The 17932-nt window shown below is 72.9% G+C and carries 15 protein-coding genes; 8 read left to right on the top strand and 7 right to left on the bottom strand.

All coding sequences use genetic code 11. The features are described from left to right. The first annotated feature begins 144 nt into the window (after nucleotides 1–144). The gene (gene secD / locus L7D48_RS13035) at nucleotides 145–2460 is read left to right on the top strand and encodes a protein translocase subunit SecD (RefSeq protein WP_237879587.1); all 2316 of its coding nucleotides are present in this window, start codon (nucleotides 145–147) and stop codon (nucleotides 2458–2460) included. Nucleotides 2461–2645: 185 nt separating this feature from the next. Here secD and L7D48_RS13040 read toward each other — a convergent pair whose 3' ends face one another. Beyond that, nucleotides 2646–2858: a hypothetical protein gene (locus L7D48_RS13040; protein WP_237879588.1), complete on the bottom strand. Its 213-nt coding sequence runs from the start codon at nucleotides 2856–2858 to the stop codon at nucleotides 2646–2648. A gap of 4 nt (nucleotides 2859–2862) precedes the next feature. Continuing rightward, nucleotides 2863–3735 (bottom strand): mycothiol conjugate amidase Mca, encoded by an 873-nt coding sequence (gene mca / locus L7D48_RS13045; protein WP_237879589.1) that lies wholly within the window; start codon nucleotides 3733–3735, stop codon nucleotides 2863–2865. Nucleotides 3736–3830: 95 nt separating this feature from the next. Here mca and L7D48_RS13050 point away from each other — a divergent pair, with 95 nt between their 5' ends. Together L7D48_RS13050 and greA are read left to right on the top strand one after the other, a co-directional pair. Next, a complete protein-coding gene (locus tag L7D48_RS13050) occupies nucleotides 3831–4250 on the top strand; it encodes a DUF4307 domain-containing protein (RefSeq protein ID WP_237879590.1) in 420 nt (139 codons plus the stop codon). A gap of 142 nt (nucleotides 4251–4392) precedes the next feature. Continuing rightward, nucleotides 4393–4890 carry a transcription elongation factor GreA gene (gene greA / locus L7D48_RS13055; protein WP_101256399.1) on the top strand — a complete coding sequence of 166 codons (498 nt, stop codon included), beginning with the start codon at nucleotides 4393–4395 and terminating at the stop codon, nucleotides 4888–4890. A 126-nt stretch (nucleotides 4891–5016) separates the two neighbouring features. Here the strand turns inward: greA and L7D48_RS13060 are convergent, their stop codons facing one another. From L7D48_RS13060 to ilvA, 3 genes are all read right to left on the bottom strand, one after another. Next, nucleotides 5017–5877, bottom strand: coding sequence for an ABC transporter permease (locus L7D48_RS13060; RefSeq protein WP_237879591.1), 861 nt, complete (start codon nucleotides 5875–5877; stop codon nucleotides 5017–5019). Continuing rightward, a complete protein-coding gene (locus L7D48_RS13065) occupies nucleotides 5874–6908 on the bottom strand; it encodes an ATP-binding cassette domain-containing protein (RefSeq protein ID WP_237879592.1) in 1035 nt (344 codons plus the stop codon). The genes L7D48_RS13060 and L7D48_RS13065 overlap by 4 nt, the downstream gene beginning before the upstream one ends. Before the next feature lie 247 nt (nucleotides 6909–7155). Beyond that, the gene (ilvA, locus tag L7D48_RS13070; protein WP_237879593.1) at nucleotides 7156–8400 is read right to left on the bottom strand and encodes a threonine ammonia-lyase; all 1245 of its coding nucleotides are present in this window, start codon (nucleotides 8398–8400) and stop codon (nucleotides 7156–7158) included. 287 nt (nucleotides 8401–8687) lie between these two features. Between ilvA and L7D48_RS13075 the strand changes: the two genes are divergently transcribed. The 4 genes from L7D48_RS13075 (at nucleotide 8688) to L7D48_RS13090 (ending at nucleotide 13324) form a co-directional block, all read left to right on the top strand. After that, a complete protein-coding gene (locus L7D48_RS13075) occupies nucleotides 8688–9191 on the top strand; it encodes a MarR family winged helix-turn-helix transcriptional regulator (RefSeq protein WP_374492124.1) in 504 nt (167 codons plus the stop codon). A gap of 77 nt (nucleotides 9192–9268) precedes the next feature. Next, complete coding sequence (locus L7D48_RS13080) at nucleotides 9269–11365, top strand: thioredoxin domain-containing protein (protein WP_237879595.1); 2097 nt, start codon at nucleotides 9269–9271, stop codon at nucleotides 11363–11365. A 131-nt stretch (nucleotides 11366–11496) separates the two neighbouring features. Next, complete coding sequence (locus L7D48_RS13085; RefSeq protein WP_237879596.1) at nucleotides 11497–12708, top strand: pyridoxal phosphate-dependent aminotransferase; 1212 nt, start codon at nucleotides 11497–11499, stop codon at nucleotides 12706–12708. A gap of 190 nt (nucleotides 12709–12898) precedes the next feature. Next, nucleotides 12899–13324 (top strand): hypothetical protein, encoded by a 426-nt coding sequence (locus L7D48_RS13090; protein ID WP_237879597.1) that lies wholly within the window; start codon nucleotides 12899–12901, stop codon nucleotides 13322–13324. A 131-nt stretch (nucleotides 13325–13455) separates the two neighbouring features. Here L7D48_RS13090 and L7D48_RS13095 read toward each other — a convergent pair whose 3' ends face one another. Next, nucleotides 13456–15291, bottom strand: coding sequence for a phosphoenolpyruvate carboxykinase (GTP) (locus L7D48_RS13095; RefSeq protein WP_237879598.1), 1836 nt, complete (start codon nucleotides 15289–15291; stop codon nucleotides 13456–13458). 237 nt (nucleotides 15292–15528) lie between these two features. On the opposite strand from L7D48_RS13095, the gene L7D48_RS13100 reads away from it, so the two are divergent. After that, the gene (locus L7D48_RS13100; protein ID WP_237879599.1) at nucleotides 15529–16272 is read left to right on the top strand and encodes a hemolysin III family protein; all 744 of its coding nucleotides are present in this window, start codon (nucleotides 15529–15531) and stop codon (nucleotides 16270–16272) included. A 33-nt stretch (nucleotides 16273–16305) separates the two neighbouring features. Here L7D48_RS13100 and L7D48_RS13105 read toward each other — a convergent pair whose 3' ends face one another. Then, a complete protein-coding gene (locus L7D48_RS13105; RefSeq protein ID WP_237879600.1) occupies nucleotides 16306–17904 on the bottom strand; it encodes an amidohydrolase family protein in 1599 nt (532 codons plus the stop codon). Nucleotides 17905–17932: the final 28 nt, after the last annotated feature.

Here is a 17932-nt window from a genome sequence, read left to right on the forward strand (position 1 = left end):
CCCCTGCCGCGCTCCGCCGACCGTCCCCCGTACACCGCACGCCATCCGGGCCGGGCCCCACCACCTCCGCCGGGCAGTTGACGTCACCCGTCGTCCCACCGCCGCGGCCGGCACCCGGCCGCGGCGCCCTGCTGGAGGCATACCTTGAAACGCGCCACCCTGGTGCGGGCACTCCTCGCCCTCGCCGTGATCGCCCTTTCCGTCTACGCCGCGGTCACCTCCTCCCCGCGGCTCGGCCTCGATCTGCGCGGCGGCACCCAGATCGTGCTGGAGACCCGCGACTCGCCCACCACCGAGGCCGACCGCGAGGCCACCGACCGGACCCTGGAGGTGCTGCGCCGCCGCGTCGACGCGCTCGGTGTCGCCGAGCCCGGCATCGCCCGCTCCGGGGACAACCGGATCATCGTCGAGCTGCCCGGCCTGCAGGACCCGCGCGAGGCCGCCGACGTCCTCGGCCGCACCGCACAGCTCACCTTCCACCCCGTCCTCGGCGCCGCCGCCGAGGGAGAGGAGGCCGAGGAGGAGGGCGAGCGCGTCCTGCCCGACGCCTCGGGCCGGCCGCTGCGCCTGGGGCCGGCCGAACTGACCGGCGAGGGGGTGGAGGACGCCGAGGCGGCCATCGACCAGCAGACCGGCGGCGGCTGGTACGTCACCGTCGATCTGCGCGGCGGGGGCGAGGACGCCTGGGCCGAGCTGACCGGGCAGGCCGCCTGCTCACCGCCCGGCGACCCCAGGCGGCGCGTGGCGATCGTGCTGGACGAGGAGATCATCTCCGCGCCGCAGGTCGACCCCTCGGTCGCCTGCGAGCGGGGCATCACCGGCGGCTCCACCCAGATCACCGGCGGCTTCTCCCAGGAGGAGGCCAAGGAACTGGCCCTGCTCATCGACGGCGGCGCCCTGCCGGTGCCGGTGGAGATCATCGAGCAGCGCACCGTCGGCCCCACCCTGGGCGAGGAGGCCATCGAGGCCAGCGCCCGGGCCGCGGTCATCGGCACCGCGCTGACAGCGCTGTTCATCATCGCCGTCTACCGCCTGCTGGGCGCGCTCGCCGCCGTGGCGCTGGCCTGCTACGGGCTCATCTCCTACGCCGCGCTGACCGCGCTCGGCGCCACCCTCACCCTGCCGGGACTGGCCGGCTTCGTGCTGGCGATCGGCATGGCCGTGGACGCCAACGTGCTGGTCTTCGAACGCGCCCGGGAGGAGTACGCCGCCCGCGGCGGCAAGAACCTGTTCAGGGCCCTGACGGAGGGATTCCGCAACGCCTTCAGCGCCATCGCGGACTCCAACGTCACCACGCTGCTGGCCGCCGGGCTGCTGTTCTTCTTCGCCTCCGGACCGGTGCGCGGCTTCGGCGTGACCCTGTCCATCGGCGTGCTCGCCTCCATGGTCAGCGCCCTGCTGATCACCCGGGTGCTCACCGAGTTCGCCGTCTCCCGCGACGCGGTGCGCAGGCGTCCGGGCCTCACCGGCATCGCGGGCGTGGGCCGGGTGCGGGAGTGGATCAACCGCCGCGAGCCGGACCTGATGCGCCGGCGGCGGCGCTGGCTGGCGGTCTCGCTGGCCGCCGTCGTCCTGGCCGGCTCGGGCATCGTGGCGCGCGGGCTGGACTTCGGGGTGGAGTTCACCGGCGGGCGGCTGATCGAGTACTCCACCGCCACCCCCGTCGACCCGGAACAGGCCCGCTCGGCGCTGGCGGAGGCGGGCTTCCCCCGCGCCGTCGTCCAGACCTCGGGGGAGGGCGACCTCTCGGTGCGCACCGAGGAGCTGTCCAACGACGAGGCGGCCGAGGTGGCCGAGACGATCGAGGAGCTGGGCGGTCGGACGGAGAAGGTCCGCGACGAGCTGATCGGCCCCAGTCTCGGGGACGAGCTGCGCAGGGGCGCCCTGATCGCCCTCGGTGTCGCGCTGGCCGCCCAGATGCTCTACCTGGCGGTCCGCTTCCGCTGGACCTTCTCGGTGGGCGCGGTGCTGGCGATGGTCCACGACGTGCTCATTCTCATCGGGATCTTCGCCTGGCTCGGCAAGCCGATCGACGGGGTCTTCCTGGCGGCCCTGCTCACCGTGATCGGCTACTCGGTCAACGACTCGGTGGTGGTCTTCGACCGGGTCCGCGAACTGTGGGCCGCCCGGCGCAAGGAGCCCTTCGCCAGGATCGCCAACTCCGCGATCCTGCAGACGGTGCCCCGCACCGTGAACACCGGCATGGGCGCGCTGTTCATCCTGGCCGCGCTCGCCCTGCTCGGCGGCGACACCCTGACCGACTTCGCCCTCGCGCTGCTGATCGGCATCGTCGTGGGCACCTGGTCCTCGATGTTCACCGCGACGCCCCTGGCCATCGAGCTGGAGGCGCGCAGCAGCGCGCCGCCGCCCAGGCCCGCGCGCTCCAGGTCCTCGGCGGCCGCGGGCCGCTTCGGGACGGGGGACGGCCGCAGGCCGGGCGACAGCGGCGCCCAGGTCTGACCGGCCGGGCGCCGGCCCCGGTCCCTCCCGGGGCACGCCGACACGCCGCCGCACGCCCGACGGGCGTGCGGCGGCGTGCGCGCGGAGCGGTGTGCGCGCGGAGCGGCGTGCGCGCGGAGCGGTGTGCGTGCGGGCCCCGGTGTCCGGCCGTGCGGCCGTGCCGGCGCCGGCGGCGCCGGACGGGGTCAGGACCGCCCGGTGTCCGGAGCGGACGACTCCTCGAAGTCGACCTTCCCTATGTGGCGGTTCAGCGACTTCATCAGCATCCAGACGGCCAGCCCCAGCACCGCGAAGACGAGGAAGCCGAGAACGCCGGGCGTCACCTTGTTCTCGTCGAACTCCTTGGCGAGGTCGACGAGGCCGGGGGCCTGGGTGAGGGCGAGATTGGTCGGGCTCATGGCATCAATTGTCGCGGATGCCCGCGAAGAGGTCGTCCTCGGGGATGGACGTGTCCACCAGGGACTTCGCCAGCTCGTACTCCTCCGTCGGCCAGACCTCCTTCTGGAGCTCCAGCGGGACCTTGAACCAGCCGCCGTCGGGGTCGATCTGGGTGGCGTGGGCGATCAGCGCCTTGTCCCGGACCTCGAAGAAGTCCGCGCAGGGCACATAGGTGGTCAGCGTGCGCTCGGGCCGCTGGAACTCCTCCCACCGCTTGAGCCACTCGCCGTAGGGGGACTCCAGGCCGCGCTCCAGCATCGCCTCGTGCAGGGCGAGGGTGCGGGGGCGGTTGAAGCCCTGGTTGTAGTAGAGCTTCAGGGGCTGCCAGGGCTCGCCCGCGTCCGGATACCGGTCGGCCTCGCCCGCGGCGTCGAAGGCCGCCATCGTGATCCGGTGGGTCATGATGTGGTCCGGATGCGGATAGCCGCCGTTCTCGTCGTAGGTGGTGACCACGTGCGGCCGGAAGGCGCGGATGCTGCGCACCAGCCGTTCGGCGGCCTCGTCCACGTCCTGGAGCGCGAAGCAGCCCTCCGGCAGCGGCGGCAGCGGATCGCCCTCGGGCAGCCCGGAGTCGACGAAGCCCAGCCACTCCTGCTTCACGCCCAGGATCTCGCGGGCCTCGGCCATCTCCCTGGCCCGCACCTCGTGGATGTGCTCCTCGATGTAGGCGTCGCCCTGGAGCTTCGGATTGAGGATGGAGCCGCGCTCCCCGCCGGTGCAGGTCACGACCAGCACGTCCACCCCCTCGGACACGTACTTCGCCATGGTCGCCGCGCCCTTGCTCGACTCGTCGTCGGGGTGCGCGTGCACGGCCATCAGTCTGAGCTGTTCAGTCAAGGCTCGATCCTCGTTACCTGGTCATGGGAGACGGCTTCTATAGTGACCGAAGCGGCATCCCCTTGTATTCCCGATAGGACCGACAGGACGTGGCGATGAGTTCGGCTGACCCGGCGCGCGCGGAGCTGCCCCGGGGGCGGTACGGGCGCTCGGCGGACGAGCGCTCGGACCGCCGTCTGAAGGCGGTCGGCGCGGTGCTGGGCGCGGCGTTCCTGGCGCTGATCGCCTGGTTCGGGGTGTCCTACGTGACCGGGACGAAGGTCAGCGGCGAGCTGATCAAGTTCGAGATCGTCTCGGACCGCGAGGTGGCCGTCCACCTGGAGGTCCGCAAGGACGAGGGCGTCACCGGCGTGTGCACCGTCAACACCCTCGCGGAGGACGGCGGGGACGTGGGCCGCGCGGACTTCACCTTCGACGGGCCGCACGGCCGCATCGACGAGGTCGTCACCGTACGCACCACGAAGCGGGCCACCAGCGCCCAGCTGGTCGGCTGTACGACGGCCGGCGGAAACTGACGGTCCTCCCCGAGCCCCGAAGGTCCGACCTTCTTCCCTTTTCCGGCGGAATTGTTAGGCTCGTGGTTTCGCCCACCCATGAAGGCGCACCCTTCGGGTAGGGCGTTGCTTTATATCCCGAGAGTACCTACGAGGAGCACCTGTGACCCAGACCAGCGACAACGTCACCTGGCTCACCCAGGAGGCGTACGACCAGCTCAAGGCCGAGCTGGAGTACCTGTCGGGTCCTGCCCGCATCGAGATCGCCAAGAAGATCGAGGCGGCCCGCGAGGAAGGCGACCTCCGTGAGAACGGCGGCTACCACGCGGCCAAGGAGGAGCAGGGCAAGCAGGAGCTGCGGGTACGCCAGCTCACCCAGCTGCTGGAGAACGCCAAGGTCGGCGAGGCTCCGGCGGACGACGGCGTGGTCGAGCCCGGCATGGTGGTCACCGTCGCCTTCGACGGTGACGAGGACGACACGATCACCTTCCTCCTCGCCTCCCGTGAGTACGCCAGCTCGGACATCGAGACCTACTCCCCGCAGTCCCCGCTGGGCCGGGGCGTGAACGGCAAGAAGGTCGGCGACGACGCCGAGTACGAGCTGCCCAACGGCAAGATGGCCTCGGTGCGGGTCCTGAACGCCAAGCCGTACCAGGGCTGAGCCCCCGAGGGGCGGACGACGCGGCCCCCGGCCGCCACGGATCCTTCCGTGGCGGCCGGGGGCCGTTTCGCCGTGCTCGCGTTTTCGCCCGGGCCGTGCTCACGGTCGTGAGCACGGCCCGGGCGGTCAGGCCGCCGAGCGGTACTTGCGTACCGCCAGGGTGCGGAAGACCACGATGATCAGCACCGACCACAGCAGCGAGGCCAGCACCGGGTTCTGCATGGGCCAGGCGTCGGGCGCCTGGTAGCCGGGCGGGAGGTTGCCGAACAGCTCGCGGGCCGCGAGCACGGTCGCGCTGAACGGGTTCCACTCGGCGACGTGCTGCAGGAACGACGGCATGTTCTCCGAGGGCACGAAGGCGATCGAGATGAAGGTCAGCGGGAACAGCCAGATCAGCCCGCCGGAGGTCGCCGCCTCCGGGGTGCGCACCGACAGGCCGATCAGCGCGCCGATCCAGGTGAAGGCGTAGCCCAGCAGGAGCAGCAGGCAGAAGCCCGCCAGCGCCTTGAGAACGCCCTCGTGGGCCCGCCACCCGACGATCGTCGCCACGACGGCCAGCACCACCAGGGTCAGCGCGGTCTGGACGAGATCGGCCAGGGTGCGGCCGGTCAGGACCGCGCCGCGCGCCATCGGCAGGGAGCGGAAGCGGTCGACGAGGCCCTTGTGCATGTCCTCGGCGATGCCCGCGCCCGCGCCGGCCGTGGCGAAGGTGACGGTCTGGGCGAAGATGCCCGCCATGAGGAACTCGCGGTAGGCGCCGGCGTCCACGCCGGCGCCGGGGATGCTGATCGAGCCGCCGAAGACGTAGCTGAACAGCACCACGAACATGACCGGCTGGATGAGGCCGAAGATGACCATCTCCGGGATGCGCATCATCCGCAGCAGGTTGCGCTTGGCGATGGTCAGCGAGTCCGACACGGACTGCCCGATGCCGCCGCCCGCGCGGGGCGCGCGGGTGGTGGGCGCGGAACCGGTGGTGGTGCTCACTTGGAGTTCTCCTTCCGGCCCGCGGCCTTCGCGGCGGACCCGGTGGACCCGGCGCCCTCGCCGTCCGGGCCGGCGTCGGCCTCCTCGGCGTCGTCCGCCGCGTGGCCGGTCAGCGAGATGAACACGTCGTCGAGGGTCGGGCGGCGCAGGCCCACGTCGTCGATCTCCACGCCGCGGGCGTCCAGCTCCCGGATGGCCTCGGCCAGGAGCTTGGCGCCGCCGACGACCGGGACGGTCAGCCTGCGGGTGTGCTCCTCCAGCGCGACCGCACCCCTGCCCAGGCCCCGCAGGACCTCCTCGGCGCTGCGGATGTCGTCGCGCTCGTGCACGACGACCTCGATGCGCTCGCCGCCGATGCGGGCCTTGAGCTCGTCGGAGGTGCCGCGGGCGATGACGCGGCCGTGGTCGACCACGGCGATGTCGTGTGCGAGCCGGTCGGCCTCCTCCAGGTACTGGGTGGTCAGCAGCAGCGTGGTGCCGCCGGCGACCAGCTCCTCGATGACCTCCCACAGCGCCTGGCGGTTGCGCGGGTCCAGACCGGTGGTCGGCTCGTCCATGAACATCACGGGCGGGCTGACGACCAGCGCGGCGGCGAGGTCGAGCCGGCGGCGCATGCCGCCGGAGTACGTCTTGGCGGTCCGGTCGGCGGCGTCGGCGAGGTTGAACCGCTCCAGCAGCTCGGCGGCCCGCCGCTTGGCGTCGCGTGCGGACATCTGGTAGAGGCGGGCGACCATCTGGAGGTTCTCACGGCCGGTCAGATACTCGTCGACGGCGGCGAACTGCCCGGACAGGCCGATGGAGCGGCGCACCTCCTGGGGCTGCTCGAGCACGTCGATGCCCGCCACGACCGCGCGGCCGCTGTCGGGCCGCAGCAGTGTGGTCAGCACCCGTACGGTGGTGGTCTTCCCGGCGCCGTTGGGTCCGAGCAGGCCCAGCACGGTGCCTTCGGGGACGTCGAGGTCGACACCGTCCAGAGCCCTGACGTCGCCGAAGGTCTTGACCAGACCCTCGGCGTGGATGGCACCTGGCATGGAGGTCTCCCATGGGTGTGGGTGGTCGGAAAAACGAAGGAAACACTGAGAATGCCGAGAACGCGGGAGCGGTGCGAAAGCGGCCGCTCCGCACCGAACGCGACGGCGCGCGCGGATGCGTGCGGACACACCGCGGACGCGGCGCGGGTCAGCACTATGCAGCAACGCGATATAACGCGTCAAAAGGTTTACGGCGTGTCCCGTGGACGTGTCCCGCCGGCGCGTCGCGCCGACGCCCCCGTACACCTCAGCCCGTCACCGTGTAACCGGCTCTGACCAGCGAAGCCTTCACCTCGGCGCAGTGCTGCGGACCCTTGGTCTCCAGATGCAGGTCCACCTCCACCTCCGTCAGCCCGAGCCGGGGGTCGGTCCGCACGTGGCTGACGTCCAGGACGTTGGCGTCCGCCACCGACAGCTCCGCCAGGAGCGCGGCCAGCGCCCCCGGACGGTCGGTCAGCCGCAGCCGCAGCGACAGGTAGCGGCCCGCCGCCGCCATGCCGTGCCGCAGCGTGCGCTGCAGCACCAGGGGATCGACGTTGCCGCCGGAGAGCACGGCCACCACCGGCCCCTCGAAGGCGTCCGGAGCGGACAGCAGCGCCGCCACCGTGCTGGCGCCGGCCGGCTCGACGACGAGCTTGGCCCGCTCCAGGCAGAGCAGCAGCGCGCTGGAGATCGCGTCCTCGCTCACGGTGCGGACCTCGTCGACCATCCTGCCGATGATCTCGAACGGCACGTCCCCGGGCCGCCCGACCATGATCCCGTCGGCCATCGTCGAGACCGACTCCAAGGTCACCGGGTGCCCGGCGGCCAGCGAGGGCGGGTAGGCGGCGGCCCCCTCGGCCTGCACCCCGACCACGCGCACGTCCGGCCGCAGCGACTTCACCGCCAGCGCCACCCCGGCCGCCAGCCCGCCGCCGCCGATGCCGACGACGACCGTGCGGACCTCCGGGCACTGCTCCAGGATCTCCAGCCCGACCGTGCCCTGGCCGGCGACGATGTCGGGGTGGTCGAAGGGGTGGATGAAGACCGCGCCGGTCTCGGCCGCGTACTCCTGTGCCGCCCGCAGCGTCTCGTCCACCACCTGCCCGTGCAGCCGCACCCGGGCGCCGTAGTCACGGGTCGCCGCCACCTTCGGCAGCGCCGCACCGACCGGCATGAAGACCGTCGAGCGGACCCCCAGCAGGGACGCGGCCAGGGCCACGCCCTGGGCGTGGTTGCCCGCGGAGGCCGCGACGACCCCGTGGGCGCGCTCCTCGGCGGACATCGCGGCTATCCGCACATACGCGCCGCGGACCTTGAAGGACCCGGTGCGCTGGAGGTTCTCGCACTTGAGGTGGACGGGCGAGCCGACCAGTTCGCCGAGGTGGCGGCTGCCCTCCAGCGCGGTCGTCCGGGCCACCCCGGAGAGCGTCTTCTGGGCGGCGCGTACGTCGTCGAGGGTGAGTGCCGGCGCGTCGTCGCGGCCGGTGTGCTGGACAGTGCTGGCGACCATGCCGCCAGTCTGGCAGCCCGGCACGCGGGCGGCTCGCGGGGACCCCGGCCGCCTCCCGGGGCCCCGCGGAGCCCGGCCGGGGGCCGCGCACCGCTGCCCGCCGGGGGAGCCGCTCATTCGTACGCTGCCGGTACGGGGCGGGCCCGGGACGCGTACTCTGTGGCACACCCTCAGCCCGTCGTACCCCGTATCCACGAAGAAGCGAGCAACCGGCCATGCCCACGCACCCGGACATGACGACCGCCCACCCCCACGACGAAACGAGCGGAGAGAGCGTGCAGGCCAGCATGCCCCCCACCGCAGGCCGCCCGGACCCCGACCAGGACCGGACCGGCTCCGCACCCCTCCTCGACCTCGACGCCCTGCAGCACCAGGTGGCCCTCTTCGCGCGCCGCGCGGAGCAGACCCGGCTCGGCGGCGTCGGTCAGGCCCGCAACTCCATGGACCGCGCCGCCTACCTGCTGCTCAACCGGCTGGACAGGGACGGGCCCACGGGCGTCAAGGCGCTCGCCGCGGGCATGGGGATCGACTCCTCGACCGTGACCCGCCAGGTGGCCCCGCTGGTGGAGTCCGGCCTGGTCAAACGCACCTCCCACCCCGACGACGGCCGCGCCGTGGTCCTCCAGCTCTCCCCGCGCGGCGCCGCGCGGCTGGAGCAGGTGCGCGCCTCGCGGCGCGAGCTGATGGAAGTGCTGACGCGGGACTGGAACGAGGAGGAGCGGACGGTCTTCTGCGAACTGCTCACCCGCTTCAACCAGGCCCTCTCCGACTTCCAGGCGGAGGGCTCCTGACCCTTTGCCGGCCCTCCCGCGCGGTCCCCGCCACGCTGCGTTCGCCCCTTCGGGGCGGGCGGGGGCAGGATGGGGGCATGGCCAACCGACTCGCCGCCGAGACGTCCCCCTACCTCCTCCAGCACGCGGACAACCCCGTCGACTGGTGGCCCTGGTCGCCGGAGGCGTTCGAGGAGGCGAGGCGGCGTGACGTCCCGGTGCTGCTCAGCGTCGGCTACAGCTCGTGCCACTGGTGCCATGTGATGGCCGAGGAGTCCTTCGAGGACGGGGCCACCGCCGAGTACCTCAACGCCCACTACGTGTCCGTCAAGGTGGACCGCGAGGAGCGCCCGGACGTCGACGCCGTCTACATGGAGGCGGTCCAGGCCGCCACCGGGCAGGGCGGCTGGCCCATGACCGTCTTCCTGACGCCGGAGGGCGAGCCGTTCTACTTCGGCACCTACTTCCCGCCCGAGCCCCGGCACGGGATGCCCTCCTTCCGCCAGGTGCTGGAAGGGGTGCGCGCCGCCTGGACCGACCGGCGCGAGGAGGTCGCCGAGGTGGCCGGGCGGATCGTGGAGGACCTGGCGGGGCGGAGCATCGGCTACGGCGGCGGGGACACCCCGCGCCCGCCCCGGCCGGAGGAGGTGGGCTCGGCACTGCTCGCGCTGACCCGCGAGTTCGACGCGCGGCACGGCGGCTTCGGCGGCGCGCCGAAGTTCCCGCCGTCGATGGTGCTGGAGTTCCTGCTGCGCCACCACGCCCGCACCGGCTCCGAGGGCGCGCTGCAGATGGTGGAGGCGACCTGCGAGGCGATGGCGCGCGGCGGCCTCTACGACCAGCTCGGCGGCGGCTTCGCCCGCTACTCGGTGGACGCCTCGTGGACGGTGCCCCACTTCGAGAAGATGCTCTACGACAACGCGCTGCTGTGCCGGGTGTACGCGCATCTGTGGCGCGCCACCGGCAGCGAGCGGGCGCGGCGGGTCGCGCTGGAGACGGCCGACTTCATGGTCCGCGAACTGCGCACCCCCCAGGGCGCCTTCGCCTCCGCGCTGGACGCCGACAGCGACGACGGCACCGGGCGGCACCGGGAGGGCGCGTACTACGTCTGGACACCTGCCGAGCTGCGCGAGGTCCTCGGGGAGGAGGACGCGGAGCTGGCCGCCGCCCACTTCGGCGTGACCGAGGAGGGCACCTTCGAGGAGGGGGCCTCCGTCCTGCGGCTCCCGGACACCGACGGCCCCGCGGACGCCGGACGGATCGAGTCGGTGCGCCACAGGCTGCTGGACGCCCGGTCCGCGCGTCCGCGCCCCGGCCGGGACGACAAGGCCGTCGCCGCCTGGAACGGGCTGGCGATCGCCGCGCTCGCCGAGACCGGCGCCTACTTCGACCGCCCCGATCTGGTGGAGGCGGCCACCGCCGCCGCCGACCTGCTGGTCGCCGTCCACCTCGATACGGGCGGACGGCTGGCGCGCACCTCCCGCGACGGCGCCGCGGGCTCCGGCGCCGGGGTGCTGGAGGACTACGGCGACGTGGCCGAGGGCTTCCTCGCCCTGTACTCGGTGACCGGTGAGAGCTGCTGGCTGGAGCTGGCCGGCACCCTGCTGGAGACCGTGCTGACGCGCTTCACCGCCGCCGACGGCACCCTGTACGACACCGCCGACGACGCCGAGCGGCTCATCCGCCGCCCCCAGGACCCCACCGACAACGCCGCGCCCTCCGGCTGGACGGCCGCCGCCGCGGCCCTGCTGTCGTACGCCGCCCACACCGGGTCCTCCCGCCACCGCGAGGCCGCCGAGCGGGCGCTGGGCGTGGTGACGGCGCTGGCCCCGCGTGTGCCGCGCTTCATCGGCTGGGGGCTGGCCGCCGCCGAGGCGGCGCTGGACGGGCCGCGCGAGATCGCGGTGGTCGGCCCGGTGGGCGACCCTGCCACCGCCGTGCTGCACCGCACCGCACTGCTGGCCACCGCGCCCGGTGCGGTGGTGGCCGTCGGCGAGCCGTCGGCGGACGGCGGCCGGGGCGCGGGCAGCGGGGCGGACGGCGGCGCGGACGAGGAGACGCCCGCGCTGCTGCGCGGCCGGCCGCTGCTGGACGGCCGCCCGGCCGCGTACGTCTGCCGGCACTTCGCGTGCGACGCCCCCACGGCCGATCCGGAGCGGCTGGCGCGGACGGTGGGGGCGTTTGCCGGGGCGTGAGGCCGTGCGGGCGGCGGCCGTTCTCCGCCGCCCGCCATGCCGCCCGTACGCCGCCCGCATGCCGTCCGCGCGTCACCCACGTGGGGAAAAACACGGAGCGCCCGGCCCGGGGTGTCCGTACAGTGGCGGTCATGCAGGTGATCCAGTCGACGAAACTCGCCAATGTCTGCTACGAGATCCGGGGCCCGGTTCTCGAGGAGGCCATGCGGCTGGAGGCGGCGGGTCACCGCATCCTCAAGCTCAACACCGGCAATCCCGCGCCCTTCGGCTTCGAGTGCCCGCCGGAGATCCTCGAGGACATGCTGCGCAACGTCGGGTCGGCGCACGGCTACGGCGACGCCAAGGGGCTGCTGGCGGCCCGGCGCGCGGTGATGCAGTACTACCAGACCAAGGGCATCGAGCTGGACGTCGAGGACGTCTACATCGGCAACGGCGTCTCCGAGCTGATCCAGATGTCGATGCAGGCGCTGCTGGACGACGGCGACGAGGTGCTGGTGCCGGCGCCGGACTACCCGCTGTGGACGGCCTCGGTCTCGCTGTCGGGCGGCACGGCCGTGCACTACCGCTGCGACGAGCAGTCCGACTGGATGCCGGACCTGGCCGACATCGAGAGCAGGGTGACCGACCGCACCAAGGCGATCGTCATCATCAACCCGAACAACCCCACCGGCGCCGTCTACGGCGAAGAGGTGCTGCGCGGCCTGACGGACATCGCCCGCCGCCACGGCCTGATCGTCTACTCCGACGAGATCTACGACAAGATCCTCTACGACGGCGCCACCCACACCCCCACCGCCGCCGTCGCCCCCGACCTGCTGACCGTCACCTTCAACGGCCTGTCCAAGTCCTACCGGGTGGCCGGCTACCGCTGCGGGTGGATGGCCGTCTGCGGTCCGAAGACGCACGCCGCCAGCTACATCGAGGGTCTGACGATCCTGGCGAACATGCGGCTGTGTGCCAACATGCCGTCCCAGTACGCGGTGGCCACCGCGCTGGGCGGGCGGCAGTCGATCAACGATCTGGTGCTGCCGGGCGGGCGGCTGCTGGAGCAGCGCGACACCGCGTACGAGCTGCTGACGTCCATCCCGGGCGTGACGTGTGTGAAGCCGAAGGGGGCCCTGTACCTCTTCCCGCGGCTGGACCCCCAGGTCTACAAGATCAAGGACGACCGGCAGATGGTCCTCGACCTGCTGCGGGCGGAGAAGATCATGGTCGTCCACGGTACGGGCTTCAACTGGCCCGAGCCGGACCACTTCCGCATCGTCACGCTGCCTCCGGCGCAGGACCTGGCGGACGCGGTGCAGCGGATCGGGAAGTTCCTGGACGGCTACGGCCAGCACTGAGGCGGCGGCTCCGGGACGGGGCCGGAAAGCCGCCCGCGCCCGGTGGGCGGTACGGGGCGACCGGAGTCCGGACGGATGGGAAAGGCCTGGCGGGAGCGGGTGAGGACGCCGGGAAAGTCTCTGCACCCGCGACAACTTTAGACAGAGTCCAAGTTAAGATGGACTCCTGAATCAGCCAGGAGGCCATCCCATGTACGAACCGATTCGCACGCCGTCGGTCCACACCATGGCCGATCCGGCCAGGACCGAGGGACTCCTCCCGCGCCGCTCCCGCGAGGAGGAGCTCGACAACAGGCTCGCCGGCCACCTCACCGCGCTGCTGACCGTGACCGACGAGCTCCGCGCCCACACCCCCGACGCGGAGTTGGACGACGCCGCGCAGCGGCTCGACGCCCAGGTCACCCGGTTGTGCGCGGGGCGCGCCCCGCTGCGGGCCGAGCCGTCCGCCGCCGGGGCCGACGCCTCCCGTGTCGCGGCCCTCCACCAGCGGGCCCACACGCTCGCCGGGCAGGCCCTGGTCGTGGCCACCTCCCGCTCGGACGCGGCGGCCGCAGCCCTGGCCGCCGAGCGGATGGAGGCCCACGCCCGGGCGCTCGGCCTGGCCGAGGTCGGCTGACCGGCGCCGGCCGGGGACGGGAAGTCCACGAAGCCCGCGGGCCCCGTCCCGGCATCCTGTGCCGGGACGGGGCCCGCGGGCTCTCGCGTGGCGGCTCGGCGGCTCGGCCGCCCGGCCGGACGGCCGACCGCTCAGCCCAGGCGCTCGACCAGGGCGTGGTACTCGTCCCACATCGCCTTCGGGGTGTGGTCGCCGAAGGTGTTCAGGTGCTCGGGGATGAGGGCGGCCTCCTCGCGCCAGACCTTCTCGTCCACCTTCAGCAGGAACTCCAGGTCCGCCTCGGGCAGCGCCAGGCCGTCGGTGTCCAGGGCGCTCTTGGCCGGGACGATGCCGATGGGCGTCTCGACACCCTCCGCCTCGCCGTTCAGGCGGCCGACGATCCACTTGAGCACCCGGCTGTTCTCGCCGAAGCCCGGCCACACGAACCGGCCGCCGTCGTCCTTGCGGAACCAGTTGACGTAGTAGATCCTCGGCAGCTTCGCCGGGTCCGCCTTCTCCCCGACCTCGAGCCAGTGGCCCATGTAGTCGCCCATGTTGTAGCCGCAGAACGGCAGCATGGCGAACGGGTCGCGGCGCAGCTCGCCGACCCTGCCCTCGGCCGCGGCGGTCTTCTCCGAGGCCACGTTGGCGCCGAGGAAGACGCCGTGCTGCCAGTCGAAGGACTCCGTCACCAGCGGCACCGCGCTGGCGCGGCGTCCGCCGAAGAGGATCGCCGAGATCGGCACGCCCCGGGGGTCCTCCCACTCCGGCGCGATGATCGGGCACTGCGAGGCGGGCACGGTGAAGCGGGCGTTGGGGTGCGCGGCCGGGGTGCCGGAGGAGGGCGTCCAGTCGTTGCCCCGCCAGTCGGTCAGATGGGCCGGGGGCTCCTCGGTCATGCCCTCCCACCACACGTCGCCGTCGTCGGTGAGCGCGACGTTGGTGAAGATCGCGTTGCCCCACAGGGTCTTCATCGCGTTGGCGTTGGTGTGCTCGCCGGTGCCGGGCGCCACGCCGAAGAAGCCGGCCTCGGGGTTGATGGCGTAGAGGCGGCCGTCCTCGCCGAAGCGCATCCAGGCGATGTCGTCGCCGATCGTCTCGACCGTCCAGCCCGGGATCGTCGGCTCCAGCATCGCCAGGTTGGTCTTGCCGCAGGCGCTGGGGAAGGCGGCGGCGACGTACTTGGACTCGCCGCGGGGAGGCGTCAGCTTGAGGATCAGCATGTGCTCGGCGAGCCAGCCCTCGTCGCGCGCCATCACCGAGGCGATGCGCAGCGCGTAGCACTTCTTGCCCAGCAGCGCGTTGCCGCCGTAGCCCGAGCCGTAGGACCAGATCTCACGGGTCTCGGGGAAGTGGGAGATGTACTTGGTGGAGTTGCACGGCCAGGGGACGTCCTCCTGGCCCGGCTCGAGCGGGGCGCCGACGGTGTGGACGGCCCTGACGAACCTCCCGTCCTCGCCCAGCTCCTCCAGGACGGCGCTGCCCATGCGGGTCATCGTCCGCATGGAGACGGCCACGTACGCGGAGTCGGTGATCTCCACGCCCAGCGCGGAGAGCGGGGAGCCCAGCGGGCCCATGCAGAAGGGGACGACGTACATCGTCCGGCCGCGCATCGAGCCGCGGAAGACGCCGCCCTCGCCACCGGAGCCGGTGAAGACCTCGCGCATCTTCGCGGGGTCCATCCAGTGGTTGGTGGGGCCCGCGTCCTCCTCCTTCTCGGAGCAGATGAAGGTGCGGTCCTCCACGCGCGCCACGTCGGAGGGGTCGGAGGCGGCGTAGTACGAGTTGGGGCGCTTGACCGGGTCGAGCCTGGTGAAGGTGCCCTTCTCGACCAGTTCCTCGCAGAGCCTGTCGTACTCCGCCTCCGAGCCGTCGCACCAGATGACGCGGTCGGGCTGGGTGAGGGCCGCGATCTCGTCGACCCAGGCGATCAGTTCCTGGTGACGGGTGGGGGTGGTGTTGCCGGGAGCCGCAGTACTGCGCGCCACAATCGCTCCAGATGTCGAGGGTTTCGTGCCGGATACCGCACGTGTATCCGTTTTGTTCATCCGTACTTCAGACTCGGCCCCGTGGGGGCTGCGACCCGGATGCTGCGGCGTTGCTCATCCGGTGCCGACCACGCTCATTTGATACTCCGCCTTTGGAGCGATTCTGTCCAGACGGCCGTATGGTGAGCATGGCCACGCGGCGGTGAAACCTACGGTCACGTAGGTACGATGAGACGTATGACCGCCGCAGTACCCGAATCCCCAAGGACTCTGCCCGCCGAGGACCGCGACGGCCGTGGGGACCGCGAGGACCACGGGGCCGAGAGGTCCGCTCACTCCGTCCACCCCGTCAAGCCCCGCCTGCGGGGCTGGCTGCACGCCGGGATGTTCCCGGCCGTGCTGGTCTCGGGAATCTTCCTGACCGCCCTGGCCCAGACCCCGCGCGGCCGTCTGGCCTGCGCGGTCTACACCCTGACCGCCTGTCTGCTGTTCGGCGTCAGCGCCCTGTACCACCGCGGGAACTGGGGCCCGCGCGCCAACGCGGTGCTCCGCCGCCTCGACCACGCGAACATCTTCCTGATCATCGCGGGCACCTACACGCCCCTGACGCTCCTGCTCGTGCCCGGAGGCCGCGGCCGGTTGCTGCTGTGGGGCATCTGGGCCGCCGCCGTCGCGGGCATCGCCTTCCGCGTCTTCTGGGTCGGCGCGCCGCGCTGGCTCTACACCCCCTGCTACATCGCGATGGGCTGGGCCGCGGTGTTCTTCCTGCCCGACTTCCTGCGCGCGGGCGGCGTCGCCGTCCTGGTGTGCGTGATCGTCGGCGGCCTCCTCTACAGCGTGGGCGGCCTCGTCTACGGCATCAAGCGGCCGAACCCCTCACCGCGCTGGTTCGGCTTCCACGAGGTCTTCCACTCCCTCACCCTGGCCGCCTTCGCCGTCCACTACGTGGGGATCTCCCTGGTGGCCTACAACGCCACCTGACGCACGGCCCGTTCCGCCGGCCCCGGCCGGAGGTCAGCCGCCGCGCCGCACCGAGCGGCCGGCGAGCACACCGGTGCGGCGGCCGTCCTCGACGGCGAACCGGCCGCCGACCAGCACATGGGGGATGCCCTGCGGCGGGGTGCGCGGCGCCTCGAACGTCGCCCCCGCCGCCACCGTCTCCGGATCGAACAGCACCAGGTCGGCGTGGTACCCCTCGCGCACCAGCCCCCGGTCCGGCAGGCGCAGCCGGGCGGCCGGCCGGCCGGTCAGGCGTGCCACGCACTCCTCCAGCGACAGCACGCCCAACTCGCGCACATAGCGGCCCAGGTAGTGCGGGAAGGTGCCCCACGCCCGCGGATGGGGCCGGCCGCCGACGAGGATGCCGTCGCTGCCGCCGGTGTGGGCGCGGTGCCGCATGATCGCCCGGACGTTCTCCTCGTGCCCGACGTGCTGGAGGACGGTGGTGCCCAGCCGGTCGTCGAGCAGCAGCCGCCGCGCCACCGCGAACGGCTCCTCGCCGCGCTCGGCCGCCGACCGCGCGACCGTGCGGCCCACGTATCCGGCCAGGGCGGCGTCCGCCACCCCGGAGACCTCCACGGTGTCCCAGTCGACCGGCACCCCGTGGCAGCCATCCGAGCCCTCGGTCTCCATGACGTACCGGATCCGGGCGCAGGCCGCCGGATCCCGCAGCCGGGCCAGGGTCGCCTCGGGACCGCCCTCGGCCGCCCAGCTCGGCAGCAGCGCGGCCAGGGTGGTGCAGCCGGGCAGGTAGGGATAGCTGTCCAGCGTCAGGTCCACGCCCTCGTCCAGGGCCGCGTCCAGCAGGGCCAGCAGCTCGGGGGCGCGGCCGGCGTTGACCGAGAAGTTCACGGTGGCGTGCGCCAGGTGCAGGGCGCACCCCGAGGCGCGGGCCACCTCGATCATCTGCGCGTACGCCTCCAGCGCCCCGGCGCCGTAGGAGCGGTGGTGGGGGCAGTGGTAGCCGCCGTAGGACGCCACCACCCGGCACAGCTCGGTCAGCTCGGAGTCGGGGGCGTACATCCCGGGGGTGTAGGTCAGGCCGGAGGACATCCCCACCGCGCCCTGCTCCAGGCCCTCGGCCACCAGGCGCCGCATCCTGCCCAGCTCCTCCCGCGTGGCGGGCCGGTCCTCCCAGCCGACCGCCATCGCCCGCACCGTGCCGTGGGGGACGAGGTAGGCGGCGTTGACGGCGGTGCCGCGGTCGAGCCGGTCCAGGTACTCCCCGACGGTCCGCCAGTCGAAGTCGACGTCCGAGCCGTCCCCGTTCCAGCCGGTGATCGCCTGCCGCACCCGCGCCAGGGTGCGGTCGTCCACAGGCGCGTACGACAGGCCGTCCTGCCCGAGCACCTCCAGCGTGACGCCCTGGGCCACCTTGGCGACATGGGCGGGGTCGCGCAGCAGCGCCAGATCGCTGTGGGCGTGCATGTCGATGAAGCCGGGCGCGAGGACGAGGCCGTCCGCCTCCAGCACGCGCCGTGCGCCGGGGCGCGGTCCGGGATCCTCCTCGCGGTGGACCACGGCGATCCGGCCGCCGTCGACGCCGACGTCGGCCCGGCGGGCGGGGGCTGGGGTGCCGTCGGCGACGCGCGCGCCGCGCAGGACGAGTTCCACGGCGGACTCCGGTTCTCGGGGTGGGAAG

This window comes from Streptomyces sp. ICN903, from assembly GCF_022015835.1.
GTDB classification, from domain to species: Bacteria; Actinomycetota; Actinomycetes; order Streptomycetales; family Streptomycetaceae; genus Streptomyces; species Streptomyces fenghuangensis.

What these genes read in the sequence shown, in the direction of transcription:
- L7D48_RS13040 (WP_237879588.1), bottom strand. Translation starts at nt 2,858, where the DNA reads ATGAGCCCGACCAATCTCGCCCTCACCCAGGCCCCCGGCCTCGTCGAC.
- L7D48_RS13090 (WP_237879597.1), top strand. Translation starts at nt 12,899, where the DNA reads ATGTACGAACCGATTCGCACGCCGTCGGTCCACACCATGGCCGATCCG.
- L7D48_RS13075 (WP_374492124.1), top strand. Translation starts at nt 8,688, where the DNA reads ATGCCCCCCACCGCAGGCCGCCCGGACCCCGACCAGGACCGGACCGGC.
- L7D48_RS13050 (WP_237879590.1), top strand. Translation starts at nt 3,831, where the DNA reads ATGAGTTCGGCTGACCCGGCGCGCGCGGAGCTGCCCCGGGGGCGGTAC.
- L7D48_RS13085 (WP_237879596.1), top strand. Translation starts at nt 11,497, where the DNA reads ATGCAGGTGATCCAGTCGACGAAACTCGCCAATGTCTGCTACGAGATC.
- L7D48_RS13100 (WP_237879599.1), top strand. Translation starts at nt 15,529, where the DNA reads ATGACCGCCGCAGTACCCGAATCCCCAAGGACTCTGCCCGCCGAGGAC.
- ilvA (WP_237879593.1), bottom strand. Translation starts at nt 8,400, where the DNA reads ATGGTCGCCAGCACTGTCCAGCACACCGGCCGCGACGACGCGCCGGCA.
- L7D48_RS13080 (WP_237879595.1), top strand. Translation starts at nt 9,269, where the DNA reads ATGGCCAACCGACTCGCCGCCGAGACGTCCCCCTACCTCCTCCAGCAC.
- L7D48_RS13065 (WP_237879592.1), bottom strand. Translation starts at nt 6,908, where the DNA reads ATGCCAGGTGCCATCCACGCCGAGGGTCTGGTCAAGACCTTCGGCGAC.